Source organism: Luteibacter mycovicinus (genome assembly GCF_000745235.1).
In the GTDB taxonomy this organism is placed as follows: Bacteria; Pseudomonadota; Gammaproteobacteria; order Xanthomonadales; family Rhodanobacteraceae; genus Luteibacter; species Luteibacter mycovicinus.
The window spans coordinates 1,949,388-1,968,626 of the sequence record NZ_JQNL01000001.1; the positions used below are offsets into that span (position 1 = coordinate 1,949,388).

Below are 19,239 nucleotides of genomic sequence, written 5' to 3' on the forward strand. Positions count from 1 at the left end.
CAGCATCCGACATTCCGCGACGTAGCTATAAAAGCTCGTGACAATCGCATCAATGCGAAATTGTCTTAGCGTGATGTAGCACGCAGGCCAGGCTTTGCGATAGCCATGCCTTCAAAAAAGCTCTTTTCTGCTATTGAAGAGCACGCATTAGGCGGTGCGCTGTAGGCGTTCCACTAAATGAAAGTGAGAAATGGGCTCGCGCTATTTAAGGCGAGCTGAGAAGAAATGGCACAACATCGACAAACGTCTTTGGTAATCGATTCACGCGTCGCGAGTGGGGATTCTCGCCACAACTGCCGAATTCGCGCATGAGCTCGGCAGAAGCGAGTAACGGATCAACGTGCCGATGACGATGCGTCAGAACCGCCGGTAATGCAGCGCCTCCGCCAGATGCACCTGCTCCACACACCCCGCCCCGCCCTCCAGATCGGCGATGGTCCGCGCGACGCGCAGAATCCGGTGATACGCCCGCGCCGAGGCACCCAGCTTATCCAGCGTCACCTGCAACCACTCGCGCTCCGCGGACGGCAGCGCGCAGTCGCGTTCGAGGTTGACGACGCTCAGCTCCGCGTTCGCCTGGCCAGCGCGCAGCAGCGCTTTCTCCCGGGCCTTGACCACCCTCGCTCGGACGGTCGCGCTGTCGTCGTCCCTGGGCCCACGCATGGCCGAGAACTCGGCGATGGAAACGCGTGGCACTTCGACGCAGATGTCGATGCGATCGAGCAGCGGGCCTGAGATACGCCCGCGATAACGCTGTACCTGGTCGGGCGTGCAGCGGCACTCATGCAGCGGATCGCCGTTGTACCCACAGGGGCACGGATTCATCGCCGCAACGAGCTGGAACTCGGCCGGGAACGTCGATTGCCGCGCGGCGCGTGAAATTACGATCTGCCCGGACTCCAGCGGCTCGCGAAGCACCTCGAGCACGTGCCGACTGAACTCGGGCAACTCGTCGAGGAAGAGCACGCCGTTGTGCGCCAGCGAGATCTCGCCAGGACGCGGATTGGCCCCGCCGCCGACCAGGGCGACGCCTGAGGCCGTGTGATGAGGTGCGCGGAAGGGACGACGGCGCCAGCAACCCGGCTCGATCTCCTCGCCGGACAGCGAACGAATGGCGCAGCTCTCAAGCGCTTCCGATTCGGTCATCGGCGGGAGGATCCCCGGGAGACGCTCAGCCAGCATCGTCTTGCCGGTGCCGGGCGGACCGATAAGCAAAAGATGGTGACCACCCGCAGCGGCGATTTCCATGGCGCGGCGCGCCTGATACTGGCCGCGCACGTCACGCATGTCGGGGCCGCAGGTCGGCAGGTCGTAGAAGTCGGCCGTGGCGGGACTGGTCAGATCGCCATTGCCGCGCAGCCAGGCGCAGACCTCGGCGAGGCTGTCCGCCAGCAGGATGTCGCCCTCCCCGATCAACGCGGCTTCCGCGGCGTTGGCCCGGGGTACGACGATGCGGCGGCCGCTACGGCGAGCGCGGATCAGGGCGGGAAGGATGCCGGGTACGGCACGGAGCTCGCCGGACAGAGCAAGCTCGCCGAGGAACTCGCAATCGTCGAGCCGCTCGCGGGGCACCTGGGAGCCCGCGGCGAGGATGCCCAGCGCGATGGCCAGATCGAACCGGCCACCGTCTTTCGGGAGTTCGGCGGGTGCCAGATTCACGGTGACCCGACGGGCCGGGTATTCGAAGGCGGTGTTCTGGATGGCGACACGAACACGATCCCGCGCCTCGCGCACCGCCGCTTCAGGCAGACCGACGATGGAGGTGGAAGGCAGGCCGCCGGAGAGATGCACCTCGACGATGACCTGTGGCGCGGCAACGCCTTCCTGCGCGCGCGAAAGGGTGACGGCGAGGCTCATGACGGGGAGTATCGTAACCGGTTACGCATCCACAAGGGATGCGAACGTCGGCGATCCTGAAGGGATCCGGCTCGCATACGCACTCCTTGCGCCTGTTCGGAGAAAAATAACCGCCCCCGACCGCTCTCGGGGTGAGGGTGACGGATCGGGGGCGGTCCCGGGCTGTGCGGCCTTCCCTATTGGCCGCGCTGCGCAGCGCTGACTTCCAGGTCGGCAATGCGCTTTTCCAGAGCGTCGAGCTTTTCTCGCGTACGAGCCAATACCTGGCTCTGCACATCGAATTCTTCGCGGGTTACGAGATCGAGGCGGCGTAGTCCCTGCGCCAGAATGTCTTTGAAGTTGGCGTGCATATCCTCACGCGCTTGCGCCAACCCTGGCGGAACCAACGATGCCAACCGCTGTGCGAGTTGATCGATACCCTGCACATCCATCTTGCGCACCTCGATGTCGTGGAATGAAGTTTAGGTGATTCGTTTGTAGGCGCTATAGGCGGATGCCTACACGTCGTGTAGGGTTTCCCCTACAAAAATGCTCCCGGAGGACGCCGACCGACCGCGGATGGCACAATGACCGTCCGCGCGCCGACAGCCGGACGCGCCCCGAGGAGTGTTACATGAAGCTGGTCGTCGCCATCATCAAGCCGTTCAAGCTGGACGACGTCCGCGAAGCCCTCGCCGATGTGGGCGTCCAGGGCGTCACGGTCACCGAGGTGAAAGGCTTCGGCCGGCAGAAGGGCCACACCGAACTGTATCGCGGGGCGGAGTACGTGGTCGACTTCCTGCCCAAGATCAAGCTCGAGGTCGCCATCACCGATGATCAGGTCGAGCGCGTGGTCGAGGCCATCCAGCAGGCGGCCCGCACGGGCAAGATCGGCGACGGCAAGATCTTCGTCAGTCAGCTCGACCAGGTCGTGCGTATCCGTACCGGCGAACTGGACAACGACGCCCTCTGAGTGCGTCTCCGGCGATCAGACCGCCTGCTCCAGCCGCTTGAAGCGGCGGTGGTGCACCAGGTTCCCCGCGTAGTAGGCCGCGTAGTAGCCGATCGTCAGACCGACCACCAGCATGGTGAGCGGGCTGTTACCGGGCGGCGGCGTATGGGCGACAGCTGGGCCCTCGCCCTGAAACAGGGGGGCCAGCACCAGGAAGCGCCAGGCCATGCGGCCCAGCAGCAGCGCGGTGAGCGCGGCCCCAAGCCAGGGATTCGGGATATAGAAGTCGCCGCCCTGGGGGCTCGACTCGAAACGGGTGAGGCGCAGGCCGACGAAGGCCAGCGCACCGCCGAGCACGAGGCCGCCGAGGGCGCCCTCCGCAAGCCGGATGTCCTGCAGACCCGAGGTCATCATCAGGCAGGCGATCGCCGCGAAGATGACGATGCGAGCGGTCATCCGCTTCGTCCGGATCGGCTGCCGGCCGAAACTGCCGCGAACACGGCGGTAGACGGCGAAGGCCATCAGCGGGGCGACGATGAACGGGATGGTGGTCGGAGCCAGCATGGGCGCGGTCTCGGTGGTGGTGACTGTGACGCTACCTTACGGCGACCGTGGCGGGCATTCGAGGGCGGGATGTGAGGTGTTGGGGGTGACGGGTGTCATGCGGCCCGGTTTCGCGCCAGCCCGTGAGGACTGGCGCGAAAGGACATCGCGCGCGGGGCGCGCTCCTACACGAAGCGGCCAGCGTTATTTGGCTTTGCCCTGGTTGGCGACGGCGGCCATCTTGGCCGCGATCTCGGCCTCGTCCCCCAGGTAGTAGTGCCTGACCGGGTTGAGGTCGGCGTCGAACTCATAGACAAGCGGGATACCGTTGGGGATGTTGAGCTCGGCGATGTCGTCGTCGGAGATGCCGTCGAAGTACTTCACCAGCGCGCGCATCGAGTTGCCATGGGCGGCCATCAGCACGCTCTTGCCGCTCTTGATCGCCGGCGCCAGTACGTCGTGCCAGTACGGCAGCACGCGGGCGACGGTGTCCTTCAGGCACTCGGTCAGCGGGACGTCGGCAATGCCGTCGTAGCGGCCGTCGTCCGCGAACGACATCTCGCCCGGCTTCAGGGCCGGCGGCGGCGTGTCGTAGCTACGGCGCCAGATCTTGACCTGGTCTTCGCCGTACTTACTGGCGGTCTCCGACTTGTTGAGGCCGGTCAGGGCGCCGTAGTGGCGCTCGTTGAGGCGCCAGTCGGTGACCACCGGGATCCACATCAGGCCCATCTCGTCCTGCACATGCCACAGGGTGCGCACGGCACGCCTGAGGTAGGAGGTGTGGGCCAGGTCGAAGGTGAAACCGGCGTCCTTGAGCAGGCGACCGGCCTCACGGGCCTCGGCCACGCCCTGCTCGGTCAGGTCGACATCGGCCCAGCCGCTGAAGCGGTTCTCGAGGTTCCAGGCCGACTGGCCGTGGCGGATCATGACAAGCTTGTACATGGCATCCAACGTCAGGAGGAAAAATCCGATGGTGGAACCTCGCCCGCGAGGCGTCAACTTACGCGGCGACGGCAGGCAGCCGTGCCGGAAGTCACGCTAAACCTTGCGCGGGGCGCGCGCATCTCAGGTGTCCCAGTCCACTCGCGGAGTGCCGCAGCATGCGTCGTAGCCTGATTTCCCTCCTCATCGCCCTGTCCCTCGCCGGCGCCGCCGTCGCGGCCGACGACATCAGCAAGGTCAACGGCACCGCGTCGGTCGACGCTGGCCAGAACGCGGGCGACGTCCATACGGTGAACGGCTCGGTCCGCATCGGTTCGCGCGCCACGGTACAGAAGGCCAGTACCGTCAACGGTTCGGTCGAGCTCGGCGAAGGAGCCACCGCTACCGCCGTGAAGTCGGTCAACGGCGCGGTCTCCCTGCATGAGCAGTCGCGTGTGAGCGATGACGTGCAGACGGTCAACGGCCGGGTTCAGCTCGAGCGCGGTGCCGACGTCAAAGGCCACCTGTCCAACGTCAATGGTGAGATCTCGCTCGACGGCGCGCACGTGGGCGGCGGCATCGAGACCGTCAACGCGGACATGGATATCGGTGGCGGCTCGAAGGTCGAGGGCGGCATCCTGGTGAAGAAGCCCAACATGGGCTGGCACACCAACAACGACCGCAATCCGAAGATCGTGATCGGACCGCATGCCGTGGTCCAGGGCACGCTGAGGTTCGAACGCGCGGTCGATCTCTACGTGAGCGACTCCGCGACGGTCGGCAAGATCGAAGGCGCCACGCCGCACACGTTCTCGGGCAGCGCCCCGTAACTCAGATCCAGTCGCGCGGCTTCAGGTATTCCTGCAGCCGCGCTTCGGGGCTGTCCGCCTCGGGCGCGTACGCGTATTCGAAGCGAACGCGTGGCGGCAGACTCATCAGGATCGATTCCGTGCGCCCGCCCGACTGCAGACCGAACAAGGTGCCGCGGTCGTAGACCAGGTTGAACTCGACGTAACGACCGCGACGATAGAGCTGGAATTCGCGCTCGCGCTCGCCGTACGACGTGTCGCGACGGCGCTCCACGATGGGCAGGTAGCCGTCGAGAAAACCCTGACCGACGTCGCGCGTGAAACTCATGCACCGCTCGAAGCCGCCCTCGTTGAGGTCGTCGTAGAAAAGACCGCCGACACCGCGCGTCTCGCCGCGGTGCTTGAGGTAGAAATACTCATCGCACCACTGCTTGTATCGCGAGTACACGTCATCGCCATACGGCGCGCAGAGGTCCCTGGCGACCCGATGCCAGTGACGCACGTCCTCGTCGACCGGATAGAACGGCGTGAGATCGAAGCCGCCGCCGAACCACCACACGGGCTCCGCGCCTTCTTTCGAGGCCTCGAAGTAACGCACGTTGGCATGCGTCGTCGGGATGTGCGGGTTACGCGGATGCAGAACCAGCGAGACGCCGGTGGCGATGAAGCTGCCGCCGACGAGGTCGGGCCGGTGCGCCGTGGCGCTCGGCGGCAGCGGCGAACCGGCGACCCGCGAAAAATTCACGCCCGCCTGTTCGAAGATGGCGCCGTCGCGCAGGACGCGCGTGCGACCGCCGCCGCCCGCAGGGCGCGTCCAGGCATCCTCCTCGAACGTCGCCTTGCCGTCGATCCCCTCGATGGCGGCGCAGATGCGGTCCTGGAGCCCGCGCAGGAACGACTCGGCAAGATCGGCTTGTTCGGACATGACGGCGCAGGATCCTTGGGCGGGAAATGTCGCGAAGCTTAGCAAGTCGGGCCGGGAGGCCCGCTGCGGCACGCCGCCGCGTAACGATGACGGGGTCAGGGATGACGGGTCAGGAAATACGTGCGGCCATGCGGCGGTTGCCCGTGAGCGCGGCCCAGCGCATGCCGATGTCGATCCACATCAGATAGCCCGCTTCCATGAGCATCCGCACGACATAACGACCGCTGAGCGCGAGCCGGGGTTCGGCGGCGATGGGCGAGGCGTCGAAACCCAGACGGCGGGCGAGGTACAGGCAACGCGCCAGATGGTAGCGACTGGTGACGAGCCAGACGGCGGGCAGCCGGCCTTCGTCCGATGGACGCAACAGTTCGCGGGCGTGCCGCAGGTTTTCGAGGGAATCGATCGACAGCTGCTCGAGCGTCATCGGCACATCGACGGGCCAGCCGGCGGCGACGAGCCAGCGACGTCCCGCCTCCGCTTCGCTGACCGAGCCGCCACTCGTGCCGCCAAGCAGCAACACGCGGTCGGCGGCGCCGGCGAGCACGTTTTCGCGCCCGCGCGCCAGACGCTCGGTGAAGTCGGCCTCCGGCAGATCGTCGACCAGGCGACGCCCGAAGATCAGCAGCGCCCGACGATGCCCTCCGGCGATCGGGCTGCGTCGGGCGAGGCCCCATACGTTGATCACGTGCGCGACGTAGACCAGGCCCAGGGTGCCGACGAAGACCACGACGGTGACGAACGCCGCGATCAGGATGTCGCGGTCACTGAGGTAACGCCAGACGCCGCGACGCAGGGGTTTGAGAAGACCGGCCATAGACAGCGGAGTCTGGCGACTTGGCTGGCGAGGCGCAACGATGCGGTCCTGCGAATGAATGGCCATGTCATGGGTGCCGTCATTCACGCGACGCTGCGGCTCAAAAAGGATAGGCTCGCCGCATGCCTCATCCCATGCCTCCTCTCGCCATCCGCGCGTACACGGCGACCTCCGCGCTCGGTCGCGGTCTCGACGCTCACGCCACCGCCATCGCCACCTCCCGGGGCGGCCTTCAACCCAACGACTTCAGCTCAGCGCCCCTGGATTGCTGGATCGGCCGCGTCGCCGGACTCGAAGACGAACCGCTCCCGCCGGCTCTCGCCGAATGGGAATGCCGGAACAACCGCCTGGCCTGGCTGGCGTTGCGTCAGGACGGTTTTATCGATGCGGTCAGGGACGCACGCGAGCGCTACGGCGCATCGCGCGTCGCCGTCCTGCTCGGCACGTCGACCGCCAGCATCGGTGCGACCGAAGAAGGCTATCGACGCCTGGAAGGAGGCCGGATGCCGGCGGATCTCCATCGCTCCGTCCTGCACACCCCCCATTCGCTGGCCGGATTCGTCGCCACGGCGTTCGACCTGGAAGGGCCTTGCCTGACCGTCGCCACCGCGTGCTCCTCCAGCGCCAAGGTGTTCGCCAACGCCGAGCGGATGATCCGCCTCGGACTGATCGACGCCGCCATCGTCGGTGGTACCGACACGCTCTGCGACAGCGTCCTGTTCGGGTTCAATTCGCTCGAGCTCGTGTCACCTGAACCCTGCCGTCCGTTCGACGCTAACCGTGGCGGCATCTCGATCGGCGAGGCGGCCGGCTTCGCGCTCATCGAGCGCGCCGTGGAGGGTGGCGGCCTGCCGCTGCTGATCGGCTACGGCGAAGCCAGCGACGCGCATCACATGTCGACACCGCATCCCGAAGGGCTCGGCGCCGAGCTCGCACTGAACGACACGCTGGCGCGGGCGGGCATCGTCGTGGGCGATGTCGATTACATCAATCTGCACGGAACCGCCAGCCAGAAGAACGACGAGGTCGAGGCGGCACTGGTGGCACGGCGTTTCCCGGCGAGCACACGCGCCAGCTCGACCAAGGGCTTCACCGGTCATACGCTGGGCGCCGCGGGCATTCTCGAGGCCACGCTCACGCTGTTGTCGATGCGCGACGGCGTTGTGCCCGCGAACCTGGGTGCGACGACACCGGATCCGCTGTGCGGGCCGCAGATGGCGTGGACATCCGAGCGCGGCGATCTTCGCATCGCCCTGAGCAACTCGTTCGGCTTTGGCGGAAACAACGCCTGTCTTGCCTTCGCCCGGGCGGAGGTTGCCGCATGAGCGCCGCGCTGACCGTATGGATCAAGGGTATCGGCACGTGGGCACCCGGCGCCGACGACTGGCAGGCGTTCCGCGAGATCGCCAACGGTGCCGCCGCGCCGGGTGCGACCACGCGGCCCGTGGCCGACGTCCTGCCGCCGAACGAACGGCGACGCGCTCCGGAAAGCGTGCTGCTGGCCGCCGCCGCCGCGGGCCAGGCCGTGCGAATGAGTGGCCTCGACGCCGCCGCGTTGCCTTGCGTTTTCGCTTCCGCGCACGGCGACCAGGTGATCACCGACTACATGTGCACCACGCTGGCGACGGCACCCACCGAACTGTCGCCCACCAAATTCCACAACTCCGTGCATAACGCCCCTGCCGGCTACTGGACCATCGCCACGCATTGCCATGCCAGTTCAAGCGCGGTGTCCGGTGGCGAGACGAGCTTTGGCGCCGGACTGCTCGAGGCGGCCACCCTTGCGGTAGCCGACGAGCGCGATGTCCTGCTGGCCAGTTACGACATCGCGGGCACCGGCCCGCTCGGTGAGATGACCAGCACCACCGGCCCGTTCGCCTGCGCGCTGGTGTTGTCGCCGCGTCCGGAGGGCGCCCTGGCGCGCCTCGATCTGACGCCGTCGGCCGGCAATACGGGCGCTGTCGCGCTGGGTGACGCCTGGATGGACGACATCGCGGCCAGCAGCCCCTCGGCCCAGGCGATACCGCTGTTGCGTGCACTGGCCCTCGCACGCCCAACCGCCCTGCGCGTGGCCGCCGCCACCGGCCTGGACCTTCACGTGGATATCGAGGCCGTATCATGAACGCCACCGGTGATCGCTGCTGCATCCTGATTCCCTGCCTCAATGAGGAACGTGCCATCGGTCGCGTGGTTGCCGAAGCCATGGAGCTGGGCTTGCCGGTGATCGTCGTCGACGACGGCTCGGACGACCGCACGCCCGGGATCGTGGGTGAGCTGCCCGTCACCCTGATTCGCCACGCGACAAGACGCGGCAAGGGCGAGGCCCTGCGCAGCGGCTTTCGCGAGGCGCTGCGTCAGGGTTTCGACAACGTCATCACGATGGACGGCGACGGACAACACCTGGCGTCCGACATCCCGGCGATCCTCGAAGCTCACCGCCGCTATCCCGGCAGCATCGTCATCGGTGCGCGGCTGCTCGAGCGCGAACAGCAGCCGCCCGGACGCCGCCGTGCGAACGCCGTGGCCGACTGGGGCATCTCCTGGGCCTGCGGTCGCCCGGTGGCGGATACGCAAAGCGGCCAGCGCCTGTACCCGCGTGCCGCGCTCGACCTCGTCGATCTTCCCGCCGAGAACTTCGTCTTCGAAGCCGCGCTGCTGATCACGGCGTGCCGCGAGCGCGGCATCGGCGTGGTTTCGGTGCCGATCGCCTCGCGCTACGAGGGCGAGTTCCGCCTCAGCCACTTCCAGCCGGTGCGCGACGTCACCCGGATCACGGTGTATACGGTAGGCCGCATCTTCCATTACGGTCACGTAATGGCATGCTACCGGTCCTCCCGCGCGACACCGACGATTGTCGCGACGGCACCTGGGACACGCGACACGCACTGAAAACGCTACGCGCACGCACCGCGCAAGGGGTCGATACGATGGATCGCAAGTTATATGACGCAGTCATCCTTGGCGGTGGCCTGGCCGGACTGTCCCTGGCGCTGCAGCTGAAAGGCGCCTACCCCGACATGGACATCGTCGTGCTGGAGCGGCAGGCACGACCGCTGCCGGTGGCGGCGCACAAGGTCGGCGAGTCGACGGTGGAAATCGCCGCCCACTACTTCACGCATACGCTGGGCCTGCGCGAACACTTCGAGACGGAGCACATCCGCAAGTTCGGCTTCCGGTTCTTTTTCTCGGAAGGTCGCGACGACCTCGCCGACGTTCTTGAACTGGGGGTCAGCGCTGTGTTGCCGACGCCGAGCTACCAGATCGATCGCGGCATTCTGGAAACCTTCCTCGGCGAGGAAGCGGTACGCCGCGGCATCGATTTCCGCGAGGGCGCCACCGTCCGTGGCTTTGACATCGGCAAGGGTGACGACAGCCACACGGTTCGCTTCAGCCAGTCCGGCAGTGACCACGAGCTGCAGGCACGCTGGCTGCTCGACGCATCGGGGCGTGCGGGCATGATACGGCGCAAACTCGATCTCACCCGCGACAACGGCCACCACGCCAACGCGGTGTGGTTCCGTATCGACGATCGCCTGGAGATCGACGGCTGGTGCGATGACGCCGAATGGAAGGACCGCGTGCATCCGCCGGAGCGCTGGCGTTCCACCAATCATCTGGTCGGCCCGGGCTACTGGCTGTGGCTGATTCCCTTGTCGTCGGGGGCGCATTCGGTCGGTATCGTGGCCGACGCCAAGATGCATCCCCTGGATGGCATGCGCGATTTCGAGAAGGCGCTGGCGTGGATCCATGAGCACCAGCCCGTGGTCGCGCGCGAGATCGAAAAGCGCCGCGACAAGTTGCTGGACTTCGCCTTCTTCCGGCATTTCTCCTATGGCTGCTCGCGGATGTTTTCGTCGGACCGCTGGGCACTCACCGGCGAAGCGGGCGCGTTTCTCGATCCGTTCTATTCGCCCGGCAGCGACTTCATCGCCATCTCCAACACGTACATCACCGAACTGATCGGTGTGGACCGGCGCGGCGAACCGCTGGCGCCGCACGCGCGTGCCTACGAGCGGCTGTTCTTCTCGTTCTACGAGAATACGCTGCACATGTACCGCGGCCAGTACAACCTGTTCGGCGATCCCGAAGTACTGTCGATCAAGGTGATCTGGGATTACGCCTATTACTGGGGTGTGCTCTGCCAGATCATGTTCCAGGAGCGACTGGCCGACACGCACTTCATCGGGCGCCTGGCGCCGGAGCTGCTCGCCGCGGCCGACCTCAACAAGGAGATGCAGGTCTTCTTCCAGCGCTGGCACGCCGTGTCCGCGCGCCGTAACCCGAAGATGATGCTGGATCAGCGCGACCTCACCTGGTTCGCCGACATGAATGCCACGTTGCACGATTCGCTCAACGAAAAAGCGCTCGGCGATCGCATCCGCGCCAACGTGCACATGATGCGGCTGCTCGCGGCCCACGTGGTCGAGCGTGCGGCGGCGGATCATCCGTCATTGATCGAAGGTGCGGAGCATCTGGTGGATGTCGAGGGCGCGCGGACGACGCTGTTCGCTCAGGTGGCGTGAGTCGCGCGATCTGAGACGCCGCGGATCGACACTACGGCGGTCGGTCCGGAGGGGCCGGTCAGGCTCCTCATCAGTCACCCTTTCGCGCTGCCCCTCCGGCCCGGCGAATCAACCCGCCGGGTGAATGACCGCGGCCCGACCCGAGGCGATCTCGACGCCATCGTGCGCGATACGAAAACTGTACTGGGCACCGGACGTATCGGCCATCAGGCACTCCGCGTGCACGTCGAGGCGTCCTTCCAGCGTGTCGATCCGTTCGACCGCCAGCTTCACCCCTCGCAGGCTGACCAGCATCCCCGGACGGGGCTCGGTGTCCCCGCGTTCCTTCGCCAACAAGGCGCCATGCACCGCCATCGCCTGTGCGCCATATTCGGCCAGATGCAACGCGTGCAGGCCGTGGGGGCCGCGCAGCGGATGCGTCGGCAGTACATGGCTCGTGCTGAACGCATGGAGGGCGGATGCGTCAAAGGCGACCACGCCGTCGAGCAGGCACATATCGCCCGCATGCGGAATCAGGTCGATGAACTCGTGTCTGGACAGCAGGGACACGGTCATCCGCCGTGGGCATCGGAGTGCCCGGAGAGAGCGACGGCGGCGGCTGGCTCCTCTACGGACTCCATCTCCTGCCAGAAGTCGTAGAAGTTGAACCAGTTGAACGGATAGGCGCGGGCGTAGTGCTCGACGCGCTGGGCGTAGCGCGCCACGACCGCATCGAGGACGGCGGCGCGTTCCGTACGAGGCACGTCGATGCCTTCGGAGAAGGCCTCGAAGATCAACCGGTAGCGGTTGCCGCCCAGATAGATACCCATGCAGACCACCACCGGAACCTTGAGCACGGCGGCGAGCTGCCACGGCCCCGTGGGAAACGGCGCAGGCTTGCCGAGGAACGGCACCATGCGCGTCGCTTCACCGCGATGCCCGCGGTCGGCCAACAGCGCGAGCATGCCGCCCTGCTCCGCGGCTTCGGCCATTGCGAGCGCGATGGATGCGCCTCCCAGCGCCGCGTCGATCACCGCGGCGCCGACATCGGGCGCGAGCGCCTCGAGCACGGCGGTCAGCGCCGGTGTCTTCTGCTTGTCCAGCACGACGCGCAGCGGCACATCGGGACGGCGTCCGCCAAGCGCGCGCAATGCTTCGAAGCTACCCTGATGGGAGCCGATCAGGAGAACACCGCGTCCCGCATTCAGGTGTCGGTCGAGTTCCGGCAGGCCCTCCACCTCGACCTCGAAGTCGCGCTCGCCACGGGCCAGAAAAAACAGCCGGTCAAGCAGCGTCGCGGCGAACATGTGGATATGGTGAAACACGTCATATGCGGTCACCGGCCGGTCGAGCACGCGCGACAGATAGGTGCGCGAGGCCGCGCGTTCGTCGGCGCGACGCAGGAAGAAATACAGCGCGATGGGATAAAGCAGCAGGCGCGCGACGCCCCGTCCGAGGCGCAGGGCGATCGTTCGGATCAGCCAGATCGCAAAGCGCCCGCCGCCTTCCCGTTGTTTCCAGTGACTCATGCCCGGCCCTCGAGCGTGCCGCGGACCAGGGTGTCGGAGCCGCGGCGAACGGTGAAACGCACCCGCGCGGCATCCAGCCCGGTCAGCTCGACCTCGGCATTCTCATCGGGAAGCAGCGGCAGCAGGAACTTCGCGTCGATCACCTGGCCCACGCCGACACCGCGCCACGCGCGCAACGCGTCGGCCGCGGCTTCGAGCAGCAGGACGCCGGCAACGATGGGGCGACCGGGAAAATGTCCGGCGAAACTCGGGTGCGCCGCGTCGAAACGCAGCGGGCGCACGAACGATGCGATGTCGGCTGGATCGGTCATGGGCATCTCAGGCTCACGGTCGGGGCGAAGCAAAGCACGCTCCGGGCGAGTGGTGCCTGAACGACGATCAGGCCGCAGCGCGGTGCTGTTCGATGTGCTCGGACAGCGTGCGGAGGCTGGTGAAGATGGTCCGGTTGTCCGGATTGTCGGACTTCAGCTGGAAGCCATAGCGCTTGGACACCGCCAGGGCGATTTCGAGGGCGTCGATGGAATCCAGGCCCAGGTCGCCGCCGAACAGGGGCGCTTCCGGGTCGATGTCGGCCGGCTGCACCGACTCGAGGTTGAGGCTCGTGACGATCAGTTCGGCGAGTTCGTGCTGTGCTGCGGTTTGCGTTGCCATTGTGTTTCCAGGTCCTGGATTTCCTGCCTCCCCCCGGATGGCAGCGGTCGCGGAGTTTATCACAGGGCCCCCGGGCAAGCCCCTGCGGCCACTCAGCTTCGTGAAGAATCGACCGTTCACGTTTCTCGCCGACGGCGTGACGATATGATGCCCCGAACGCGTTCTATGGACTACCTGATGCCCCACGGCAATGAAATGCGGGAGCGCACGGCGCTCACCGCCCACCCTTCCCCGCTGGTGCGTTACCGCGACGGCTCCGCTTCGCCGGGTCCGCGGACGCTGGCCCTTTTCGGCTTTGGCTCGACACCTCGTGACATCGACGATCCGCGCTGGCTGCGGGTCGTCCTCGATCCGCTGGGCGACGCGCCGCTGGAAGCGTGGGAAGTGGATGCCACGGTCGAGGCGGGCCGCCAGGGCGATCTGCGCTGGTCGCGCGGAGGCGGCTGGCTCTACGCCGCCGTCGAATGCCACGAGGACGACCATGGCGGACCCGAAGGCGCGGCCGTGCATGCGTATGGTTTGCTCTCGCGATTCGTCGAGGCCGCCGAAGAACGGCACGTGCAGCGCATCTGGAATTACCTCGGCGCGATCAACGAGGGCTCGGGCGACGACGAACGCTACAAGCACTTCTGCACGGGGCGTATCCGCGGCATGGGCGACGTGTTCGCGCAGGGCTTTCCGGCTGCCTCGGCGATCGGACATCACGGCGATCCCGGGCTGTTGCAGGTGTATCTGCTCGCGACCGACCGGCCCGGCACCCGCGTGGAAAACCCGCGTCAGGTCAGTGCCTGGCAGTATCCGCGTCAGTACGGGCGCACGCCCCCGAGCTTTGCGCGCGCCACCCTGCTGCCGGCGGGCGATGTACTGGCGATTTCAGGCACCGCCGCGGTCGTGGGTCACGCCTCCGCGCACGCCGGGGATCTCGAAGCTCAGCTGGCGGAAACGCTGCGGAATCTCGATGCCCTGCTCGAATCCGGCGGCATGCCCGCCGGCCTCGATGGCGGGGCGCCGCTGAAGGTGTACGTGCGGCATCCCGAGGATGAAGCCGCGGTGCGGGCCTTCGCGGCAAAGCGCTTCCCCTCCGCCCCCTTGCTGCTTGTGCACGGCGATATCTGCCGGGCGGAGTTGCTGGTGGAGATCGATGGATGGCGCTACCGGGGCTGATAGGCTTACGGCTTCCTGACGGGCCGCACCCAACCCTCGATCGCCGTCTGCCGTGCACGCGAGATCGTCAGCGTATCGGCCGGTGCGTCCTTGGTGATCACCGAGCCCGCACCGATCGTCGAACCGGCGCGCAGGGTCACCGGCGCAACGAGCGAGCTGTTTGATCCCACGAACACCCGGTCTTCGATCGTGGTACGACTCTTGTTTACGCCGTCGTAATTGCAGGTGATCGTGCCCGCACCGATGTTGACCTTGCTGCCGATCACGGTGTCGCCCAGGTAGCTGAGGTGATTGGCCTTCGATCCCTCCGCGATCACGGCGTTCTTCGTCTCGACGAAGTTTCCGATATGCACGCCGGCCGCCAGGTCGGTCCCCGGGCGCAAGCGGGCGAACGGACCGATCGTGCAAGGCCCGTGGGTGACCACGCCATCCAGGTCGCAATGCGCGAGCACGACGGTGCCGGCAGCCAGCGTCGCGTTGCGCACGCGCGTAAACGGACCGATGCGCACGTCGTCGCCGAGCACGACCTCGCCTTCGAAGATCACATTGACGTCGACCTCGACGTCGCGTCCCGCGCTCACGCTGCCACGCACGTCCAGCCGCGCCGGATCGGCGAGACGGACACCCGCGAGTGCCAGCTCGCGCGCGGCGCGTTCCCGGTACAGCGTCTCGAGACCGGCCAGCTGCCACGGGTCGTTCGCGCCTGACGCTTCGACCGGATCGCAATCGACGCAGGCGGCGGGCGCTCCTTCGGCCGCGGCCATTTCAAAGACGTCGGTGAGGTAGTACTCGCCTTGCGCGTTGCTGTTGCCCAGCGCACGCGTCCAGGCGAGAAGGCGTGCCGCATCGCCGGCGACGATACCCGTGTTGACGAGGTCCACCGCGCGCTGTTCGGCGTTGGCATCCTTTTCTTCGACGATGTGACGGACCTTGCCGGCCGCATCGAGCACGACGCGCCCGTAACCCTTCGGATCCGCGAGGCGCGTCGCCAGCATGGCGAGACCCTCGCCGGTGCCGACCAGCACCCCCAGCGTTTCGGCGCGGATGAGAGGAACGTCGCCATAGAGGATGAGGACGCGCCCATCGAGCTTGCCATCCGCCTCCAGGGCCTCGAGCGCCGTGCGCACGGCATGTCCGGTACCCAGACGCTCGCGCTGCTCGATCCAGCCCAGCGAGCCATCGGCGGCGAACGCATCGCGCACCTGCTGCCCGTTATGTCCGTAGACGACGTGCACGCCAGCGGGATTCAGCGCACGCGCGGAACCGATCACGTGCGACAGCAGGGGCCGCCCGGCCAACGGCATCAGCACCTTGGCGGATGCGGACTTCATCCGCTTGCCTTCGCCCGCGGCGAGGATCAGGACGTGAAGGGGCGTAGCGGTCATGGGCTCTCGTACCTGCCTGGAAGTGAGGGCCGCACTGTCGCGCGTTTGGCCGGCGCTGCCAAGTCGGCTACTCGTCGTCCTTCCGTTTGCTGAGGTTTTCGAGGTTCGGCTTATAGGCCTCGACGAAGGCATTGCGCAGGATGCCGATGATGGCGTCCGACGTGGAAACACTCTTGTCGTCGATGTTGCCGGATATCGCCACACGCGTCGCGAACTGGTCCTTGGACTGGTTCTTGAACAGCTTGGCCACGCCCTCGGCCGCCGCTTCGTAGACGATCTTCAGCGGACCCTTCTTGTCTTCCTCCACGTCCTGCTTCCAGCTGAAGATCTTCAGTCCGTGGAAGAGTGGCTTGGCGTAGCCACTGAGCTTGCGATCCTTGGCCTGGAGCTCCATGACGAAGTCGCCTTCGCCGCCCGCGAAATCGAGGCCGGAATACGCGCGCGCGAGATCGTTGGCCTTGACCAGCTTGATGTCGTGGACGGTGATCGAATAATGGAAGTCGCCGAGGCGTTCCACCGGATCGATGTCGGCATGGGTTTCGAGCGGCGCGTCGCCCAGCACCTTGGCCGTCGCGTGCATATGGGCGACCCGGTCGCCGCCTTCGCGCTGGACGTTGGTGAGGTTGGTCACCGTGCCGTTGACGTCGGTCATCTTCAGATCGACCTTCGGGCTGGACACGAAGTTGTTGAAGGTGATCGTGCCATTCATGACATTGATTTCGTCGAACCGGAACGGCGCCAGGGCACGCAGCTGCTCGCGCCAGTCCACGCCCTTACCCGTCTGCTTGTCGCCCTCCGACTTGCCGTCCACGAAGTTGACGACGGGATCGTAGAAATCGATCTTGCCGCGGAAGTGACCTTTCACCAGCGCGCGCCAGGTCAGCGAAATGTCCGCGCGCGTGGTCTTGAACAGCGGGACCGGCACCTTGCCGTCGACCTTGGTGACCGACATCTGGTCGATCGAGTACGACCCGCGCCACAGATGGATGTCGATGTCGGCAATCCGTCCGGCGTAGGCGCCCATGTGAGCCAGGCGACCGTTGAGGTAGTTGAGCACGACATACGGCAGCGCGACGCGGGCCGCGATGAGCACGACGGCGACGATCCCCAGGATCCAGAAGCTTCGGCGGTAGCGGGTGCGCATGAGACTTTCACCTTGAAACGACAGCCCAGTGTTGCGCCGCGGCAGTCATTTCCGGATGAAGAAGCAAAAAAACCCCTCCGGAGAGGGGTTTATCGGCGATACGGTGTCGCTCAGTGCTTCAGCGTCTTGCGCATGCGCTCGAGTGCCTGGAGCTGCGCCAGCGCCTCGGCCAGCTTGGCCTGGGCTTCGGCGACGTCCATCTCGGGGCCACGGTTGGACAGCGCGGCCTCGGCTTCTTCCTTCGCCTTCAGGGCCGCCGCCTCGTCGAGGTCGGCCGCGCGGGCGGCCGTGTCGGCGAGGATCGTCACGACCTGCGGCTGCACCTCGAGGATGCCGCCGGAGACATAGAACTGCTGGCGATCGCCGTTGGTGCCGACCACGTCCACGTGGCCCGGCTTCAGGCGGGTGATCAGCGGCGCGTGACGCGGCGCGATACCCAGCTCGCCAAGCTCACCGGTGGCGACCACGAGCGTGGCTTCGCCGGAGTAGATCTCGGCTTCGGCGCTGACGATGTCGACGCGGATGGTGTGGGTCATGGGCTTGTCTTCCGTTGGTCGGGAATGGGAGGAGAAGGTCGCTTACGCGGCCTTCTTCGCACCCATGTCCTCGCCCTTCTTGATGGCTTCGTCGATGCCGCCGACCATGTAGAACGCCTGCTCGGGCAGGTGATCCAGGTCGCCGTCGAGAATCATCTTGAAGCCGCGGATGGTTTCCTTCAGGGCGACGTACTTGCCCGGCGAGCCGGTGAAGACTTCGGCCACGTGGAACGGCTGCGAGAAGAAGCGCTCGATCTTGCGGGCGCGCGACACCGAGGCCTTGTCTTCCGGCGACAGCTCGTCCATGCCGAGGATGGCGATGATGTCCTTCAGCTCCTTGTAGCGCTGCAGGGTGCCCTGCACGCGACGGGCCGTGTCGTAGTGCTCCTGGCCGATAACCGAGGCATCGAGCTGACGGCTGCTGGAAGCGAGCGGATCGACGGCCGGGTAGATACCCAGCGAGGCGATATCGCGGCTCAGCGTGACCGTGGCATCGAGATGCGCGAAGGTCGTGGCCGGCGACGGATCGGTAAGGTCATCCGCGGGAACGTAAACGGCCTGGATCGACGTGATCGAGCCGGTCTTGGTCGAGGTGATGCGCTCCTGCAGCACGCCCATTTCCTCGGCCAGCGTCGGCTGATAACCCACGGCCGACGGCATACGACCGAGCAGCGCGGACACTTCGGTACCGGCCAGCGTGTAGCGGTAGATATTGTCGACGAACAGCAGGACGTCCTTACCCTTGCCCGACTCGTCCTTCTCGTCACGGAAGTACTCGGCCATCGTCAGGCCGGTCAGCGCGACGCGCAGGCGGTTGCCCGGCGGCTCGTTCATCTGACCGTAGACCATCGCGACCTTGTCGAGGACGTTGGAGTCCTTCATCTCGTGATAGAAGTCGTTACCTTCACGAGTACGCTCACCCACGCCGGCGAACACGGACAGACCCGAGTGCGCCTTGGCGATGTTGTTGATGAGCTCCATCATGTTGACCGTCTTGCCGACGCCGGCGCCGCCGAACAGGCCGACCTTGCCGCCCTTGGCGAACGGGCACATGAGGTCGATGACCTTGATGCCGGTTTCGAGCAGTTCGCTGGCCGCGGCCTGCTCGTCATACGACGGGGCTTCGCGGTGGATGACCCACTGCTCTTTCTCGCCGATCGGGCCGGCTTCGTCGATGGGGTTACCCAGCACGTCCATGATGCGACCGAGCGTGGCGGTACCGACCGGCACCTTGATGCCTTCGCCGGTGTTACGGGCGAGCAGGTTGCGGCGCAGGCCGTCGGTGGAACCGAGCGCGATGGTGCGCACGATACCGTCACCGAGCTGCTGCTGCACTTCGAGGGTGATCTCGGTGCCGTCGATCTTCAGTGCGTCGTAAACCTGCGGCACCTGGTCGCGCGGGAATTCGACGTCGACGACCGCGCCGATGATCTGAACAACTTTGCCCTGGCTCATGGAATGCTCCGGATGAATCTTCGTAAGGTTCTGTTCGGGCGCCGCTCACTGCGTCGCCATCGCGTGTAGCTTT

At 66.2% G+C, this 19,239-nt stretch carries 21 protein-coding genes; 7 read left to right on the plus strand and 14 right to left on the minus strand.

Annotated elements, in window-relative coordinates; all coding sequences use genetic code 11:
* Nucleotides 1–357: 357 nt before the first annotated feature.
* A complete protein-coding gene (locus FA85_RS08770) occupies nucleotides 358–1,857 on the minus strand; it encodes a YifB family Mg chelatase-like AAA ATPase (protein WP_051943218.1) in 1,500 nt (499 codons plus the stop codon).
* Nucleotides 1,858–2,033: 176 nt separating this feature from the next.
* Nucleotides 2,034–2,288 carry a ubiquinone biosynthesis accessory factor UbiK gene (ubiK, locus tag FA85_RS21425; RefSeq protein WP_079522345.1) on the minus strand — a complete coding sequence of 85 codons (255 nt, stop codon included), beginning with the start codon at nucleotides 2,286–2,288 and terminating at the stop codon, nucleotides 2,034–2,036.
* A 182-nt stretch (nucleotides 2,289–2,470) separates the two neighbouring features.
* Here ubiK and glnK point away from each other — a divergent pair, with 182 nt between their 5' ends.
* On the plus strand, nucleotides 2,471–2,809 hold the full coding sequence (glnK, locus tag FA85_RS08775; protein ID WP_036109554.1) for a P-II family nitrogen regulator: 339 nt from the start codon (nucleotides 2,471–2,473) through the stop codon (nucleotides 2,807–2,809).
* A gap of 15 nt (nucleotides 2,810–2,824) precedes the next feature.
* On the opposite strand, the gene FA85_RS08780 is transcribed toward glnK, so the two are convergent.
* A complete protein-coding gene (locus tag FA85_RS08780) occupies nucleotides 2,825–3,352 on the minus strand; it encodes a CcdC protein domain-containing protein (protein WP_036109552.1) in 528 nt (175 codons plus the stop codon).
* A 183-nt stretch (nucleotides 3,353–3,535) separates the two neighbouring features.
* Nucleotides 3,536–4,273, minus strand: a complete 738-nt coding sequence (gene gpmA / locus FA85_RS08785; RefSeq protein WP_036109548.1) for a 2,3-diphosphoglycerate-dependent phosphoglycerate mutase — start codon at nucleotides 4,271–4,273, stop codon at nucleotides 3,536–3,538.
* Nucleotides 4,274–4,431: 158 nt separating this feature from the next.
* On the opposite strand from gpmA, the gene FA85_RS08790 reads away from it, so the two are divergent.
* Nucleotides 4,432–5,082, plus strand: coding sequence for a DUF4097 family beta strand repeat-containing protein (locus tag FA85_RS08790; protein WP_036109544.1), 651 nt, complete (start codon nucleotides 4,432–4,434; stop codon nucleotides 5,080–5,082).
* 1 nt (nucleotide 5,083) lies between these two features.
* On the opposite strand, the gene hemF is transcribed toward FA85_RS08790, so the two are convergent.
* Both hemF and FA85_RS08800 read right to left on the minus strand, forming a co-directional pair.
* Nucleotides 5,084–5,986: an oxygen-dependent coproporphyrinogen oxidase gene (gene hemF, locus FA85_RS08795; RefSeq protein ID WP_036109541.1), complete on the minus strand. Its 903-nt coding sequence runs from the start codon at nucleotides 5,984–5,986 to the stop codon at nucleotides 5,084–5,086.
* A gap of 109 nt (nucleotides 5,987–6,095) precedes the next feature.
* A complete protein-coding gene (locus FA85_RS08800; protein WP_239709128.1) occupies nucleotides 6,096–6,887 on the minus strand; it encodes a YdcF family protein in 792 nt (263 codons plus the stop codon).
* 35 nt (nucleotides 6,888–6,922) lie between these two features.
* On the opposite strand from FA85_RS08800, the gene FA85_RS08805 reads away from it, so the two are divergent.
* From FA85_RS08805 to FA85_RS08820, 4 genes are read left to right on the plus strand one after another with little or no spacing between them, the layout of a single operon-like run.
* Complete coding sequence (locus FA85_RS08805) at nucleotides 6,923–8,125, plus strand: beta-ketoacyl-[acyl-carrier-protein] synthase family protein (protein ID WP_239739747.1); 1,203 nt, start codon at nucleotides 6,923–6,925, stop codon at nucleotides 8,123–8,125.
* Nucleotides 8,122–8,922: a beta-ketoacyl synthase chain length factor gene (locus FA85_RS08810; protein ID WP_036109537.1), complete on the plus strand. Its 801-nt coding sequence runs from the start codon at nucleotides 8,122–8,124 to the stop codon at nucleotides 8,920–8,922. The genes FA85_RS08805 and FA85_RS08810 overlap by 4 nt, the downstream gene beginning before the upstream one ends.
* Nucleotides 8,919–9,689 carry a glycosyltransferase family 2 protein gene (locus FA85_RS08815; RefSeq protein WP_036109535.1) on the plus strand — a complete coding sequence of 257 codons (771 nt, stop codon included), beginning with the start codon at nucleotides 8,919–8,921 and terminating at the stop codon, nucleotides 9,687–9,689. Before FA85_RS08810 ends, FA85_RS08815 begins: the two co-directional genes overlap by 4 nt.
* Before the next feature lie 38 nt (nucleotides 9,690–9,727).
* Nucleotides 9,728–11,323, plus strand: a complete 1,596-nt coding sequence (locus FA85_RS08820; protein WP_036109533.1) for an NAD(P)/FAD-dependent oxidoreductase — start codon at nucleotides 9,728–9,730, stop codon at nucleotides 11,321–11,323.
* Between the two features lie 108 nt (nucleotides 11,324–11,431).
* Here the strand turns inward: FA85_RS08820 and FA85_RS08825 are convergent, their stop codons facing one another.
* The 4 genes from FA85_RS08825 to FA85_RS08840 form a co-directional block, all read right to left on the minus strand.
* Nucleotides 11,432–11,866, minus strand: a complete 435-nt coding sequence (locus tag FA85_RS08825) for a hotdog family protein (protein ID WP_036116984.1) — start codon at nucleotides 11,864–11,866, stop codon at nucleotides 11,432–11,434.
* 8 nt (nucleotides 11,867–11,874) lie between these two features.
* Nucleotides 11,875–12,831 carry a lysophospholipid acyltransferase family protein gene (locus FA85_RS08830; RefSeq protein WP_036109532.1) on the minus strand — a complete coding sequence of 319 codons (957 nt, stop codon included), beginning with the start codon at nucleotides 12,829–12,831 and terminating at the stop codon, nucleotides 11,875–11,877.
* On the minus strand, nucleotides 12,828–13,142 hold the full coding sequence (locus tag FA85_RS08835; RefSeq protein ID WP_051944160.1) for an ApeI family dehydratase: 315 nt from the start codon (nucleotides 13,140–13,142) through the stop codon (nucleotides 12,828–12,830). Before FA85_RS08835 ends, FA85_RS08830 begins: the two co-directional genes overlap by 4 nt.
* 67 nt (nucleotides 13,143–13,209) lie before the next feature.
* Entirely contained in the window at nucleotides 13,210–13,482 is a 273-nt protein-coding gene (locus tag FA85_RS08840; RefSeq protein ID WP_036109531.1) for a phosphopantetheine-binding protein, read from the minus strand.
* A 177-nt stretch (nucleotides 13,483–13,659) separates the two neighbouring features.
* Between FA85_RS08840 and FA85_RS08845 the strand changes: the two genes are divergently transcribed.
* Complete coding sequence (locus FA85_RS08845) at nucleotides 13,660–14,646, plus strand: chorismate transformation FkbO/Hyg5 family protein (RefSeq protein ID WP_239739745.1); 987 nt, start codon at nucleotides 13,660–13,662, stop codon at nucleotides 14,644–14,646.
* A gap of 5 nt (nucleotides 14,647–14,651) precedes the next feature.
* Here the strand turns inward: FA85_RS08845 and glmU are convergent, their stop codons facing one another.
* From glmU to atpD, 4 genes are all read right to left on the minus strand, one after another.
* On the minus strand, nucleotides 14,652–16,031 hold the full coding sequence (gene glmU / locus FA85_RS08850) for a bifunctional UDP-N-acetylglucosamine diphosphorylase/glucosamine-1-phosphate N-acetyltransferase GlmU (protein ID WP_036109530.1): 1,380 nt from the start codon (nucleotides 16,029–16,031) through the stop codon (nucleotides 14,652–14,654).
* A 67-nt stretch (nucleotides 16,032–16,098) separates the two neighbouring features.
* Nucleotides 16,099–17,175, minus strand: coding sequence for an AsmA family protein (locus tag FA85_RS08855; protein WP_036109529.1), 1,077 nt, complete (start codon nucleotides 17,173–17,175; stop codon nucleotides 16,099–16,101).
* A 110-nt stretch (nucleotides 17,176–17,285) separates the two neighbouring features.
* Nucleotides 17,286–17,711 (minus strand): F0F1 ATP synthase subunit epsilon, encoded by a 426-nt coding sequence (locus FA85_RS08860; RefSeq protein WP_036109528.1) that lies wholly within the window; start codon nucleotides 17,709–17,711, stop codon nucleotides 17,286–17,288.
* Nucleotides 17,712–17,753: 42 nt separating this feature from the next.
* Nucleotides 17,754–19,166 (minus strand): F0F1 ATP synthase subunit beta, encoded by a 1,413-nt coding sequence (gene atpD / locus FA85_RS08865; RefSeq protein WP_036109527.1) that lies wholly within the window; start codon nucleotides 19,164–19,166, stop codon nucleotides 17,754–17,756.
* Between the last annotated feature and the right edge of the window lie 73 nt (nucleotides 19,167–19,239).

Coding starts and splice junctions, on each gene's coding strand:
- ubiK (WP_079522345.1), bottom strand. CDS start 2,288: ATGGATGTGCAGGGTATCGATCAACTCGCACAGCGGTTGGCATCGTTG.
- gpmA (WP_036109548.1), bottom strand. CDS start 4,273: ATGTACAAGCTTGTCATGATCCGCCACGGCCAGTCGGCCTGGAACCTC.
- FA85_RS08845 (WP_239739745.1), top strand. CDS start 13,660: ATGCCCCACGGCAATGAAATGCGGGAGCGCACGGCGCTCACCGCCCAC.
- FA85_RS08830 (WP_036109532.1), bottom strand. CDS start 12,831: ATGAGTCACTGGAAACAACGGGAAGGCGGCGGGCGCTTTGCGATCTGG.
- FA85_RS08805 (WP_239739747.1), top strand. CDS start 6,923: ATGCCTCATCCCATGCCTCCTCTCGCCATCCGCGCGTACACGGCGACC.
- FA85_RS08815 (WP_036109535.1), top strand. CDS start 8,919: ATGAACGCCACCGGTGATCGCTGCTGCATCCTGATTCCCTGCCTCAAT.
- FA85_RS08840 (WP_036109531.1), bottom strand. CDS start 13,482: ATGGCAACGCAAACCGCAGCACAGCACGAACTCGCCGAACTGATCGTC.
- atpD (WP_036109527.1), bottom strand. CDS start 19,166: ATGAGCCAGGGCAAAGTTGTTCAGATCATCGGCGCGGTCGTCGACGTC.
- FA85_RS08820 (WP_036109533.1), top strand. CDS start 9,728: ATGGATCGCAAGTTATATGACGCAGTCATCCTTGGCGGTGGCCTGGCC.
- FA85_RS08860 (WP_036109528.1), bottom strand. CDS start 17,711: ATGACCCACACCATCCGCGTCGACATCGTCAGCGCCGAAGCCGAGATC.
- FA85_RS08810 (WP_036109537.1), top strand. CDS start 8,122: ATGAGCGCCGCGCTGACCGTATGGATCAAGGGTATCGGCACGTGGGCA.
- FA85_RS08790 (WP_036109544.1), top strand. CDS start 4,432: ATGCGTCGTAGCCTGATTTCCCTCCTCATCGCCCTGTCCCTCGCCGGC.
- FA85_RS08780 (WP_036109552.1), bottom strand. CDS start 3,352: ATGCTGGCTCCGACCACCATCCCGTTCATCGTCGCCCCGCTGATGGCC.
- FA85_RS08835 (WP_051944160.1), bottom strand. CDS start 13,142: ATGACCGATCCAGCCGACATCGCATCGTTCGTGCGCCCGCTGCGTTTC.
- FA85_RS08770 (WP_051943218.1), bottom strand. CDS start 1,857: ATGAGCCTCGCCGTCACCCTTTCGCGCGCGCAGGAAGGCGTTGCCGCG.
- hemF (WP_036109541.1), bottom strand. CDS start 5,986: ATGTCCGAACAAGCCGATCTTGCCGAGTCGTTCCTGCGCGGGCTCCAG.
- glnK (WP_036109554.1), top strand. CDS start 2,471: ATGAAGCTGGTCGTCGCCATCATCAAGCCGTTCAAGCTGGACGACGTC.
- glmU (WP_036109530.1), bottom strand. CDS start 16,031: ATGACCGCTACGCCCCTTCACGTCCTGATCCTCGCCGCGGGCGAAGGC.
- FA85_RS08855 (WP_036109529.1), bottom strand. CDS start 17,175: ATGCGCACCCGCTACCGCCGAAGCTTCTGGATCCTGGGGATCGTCGCC.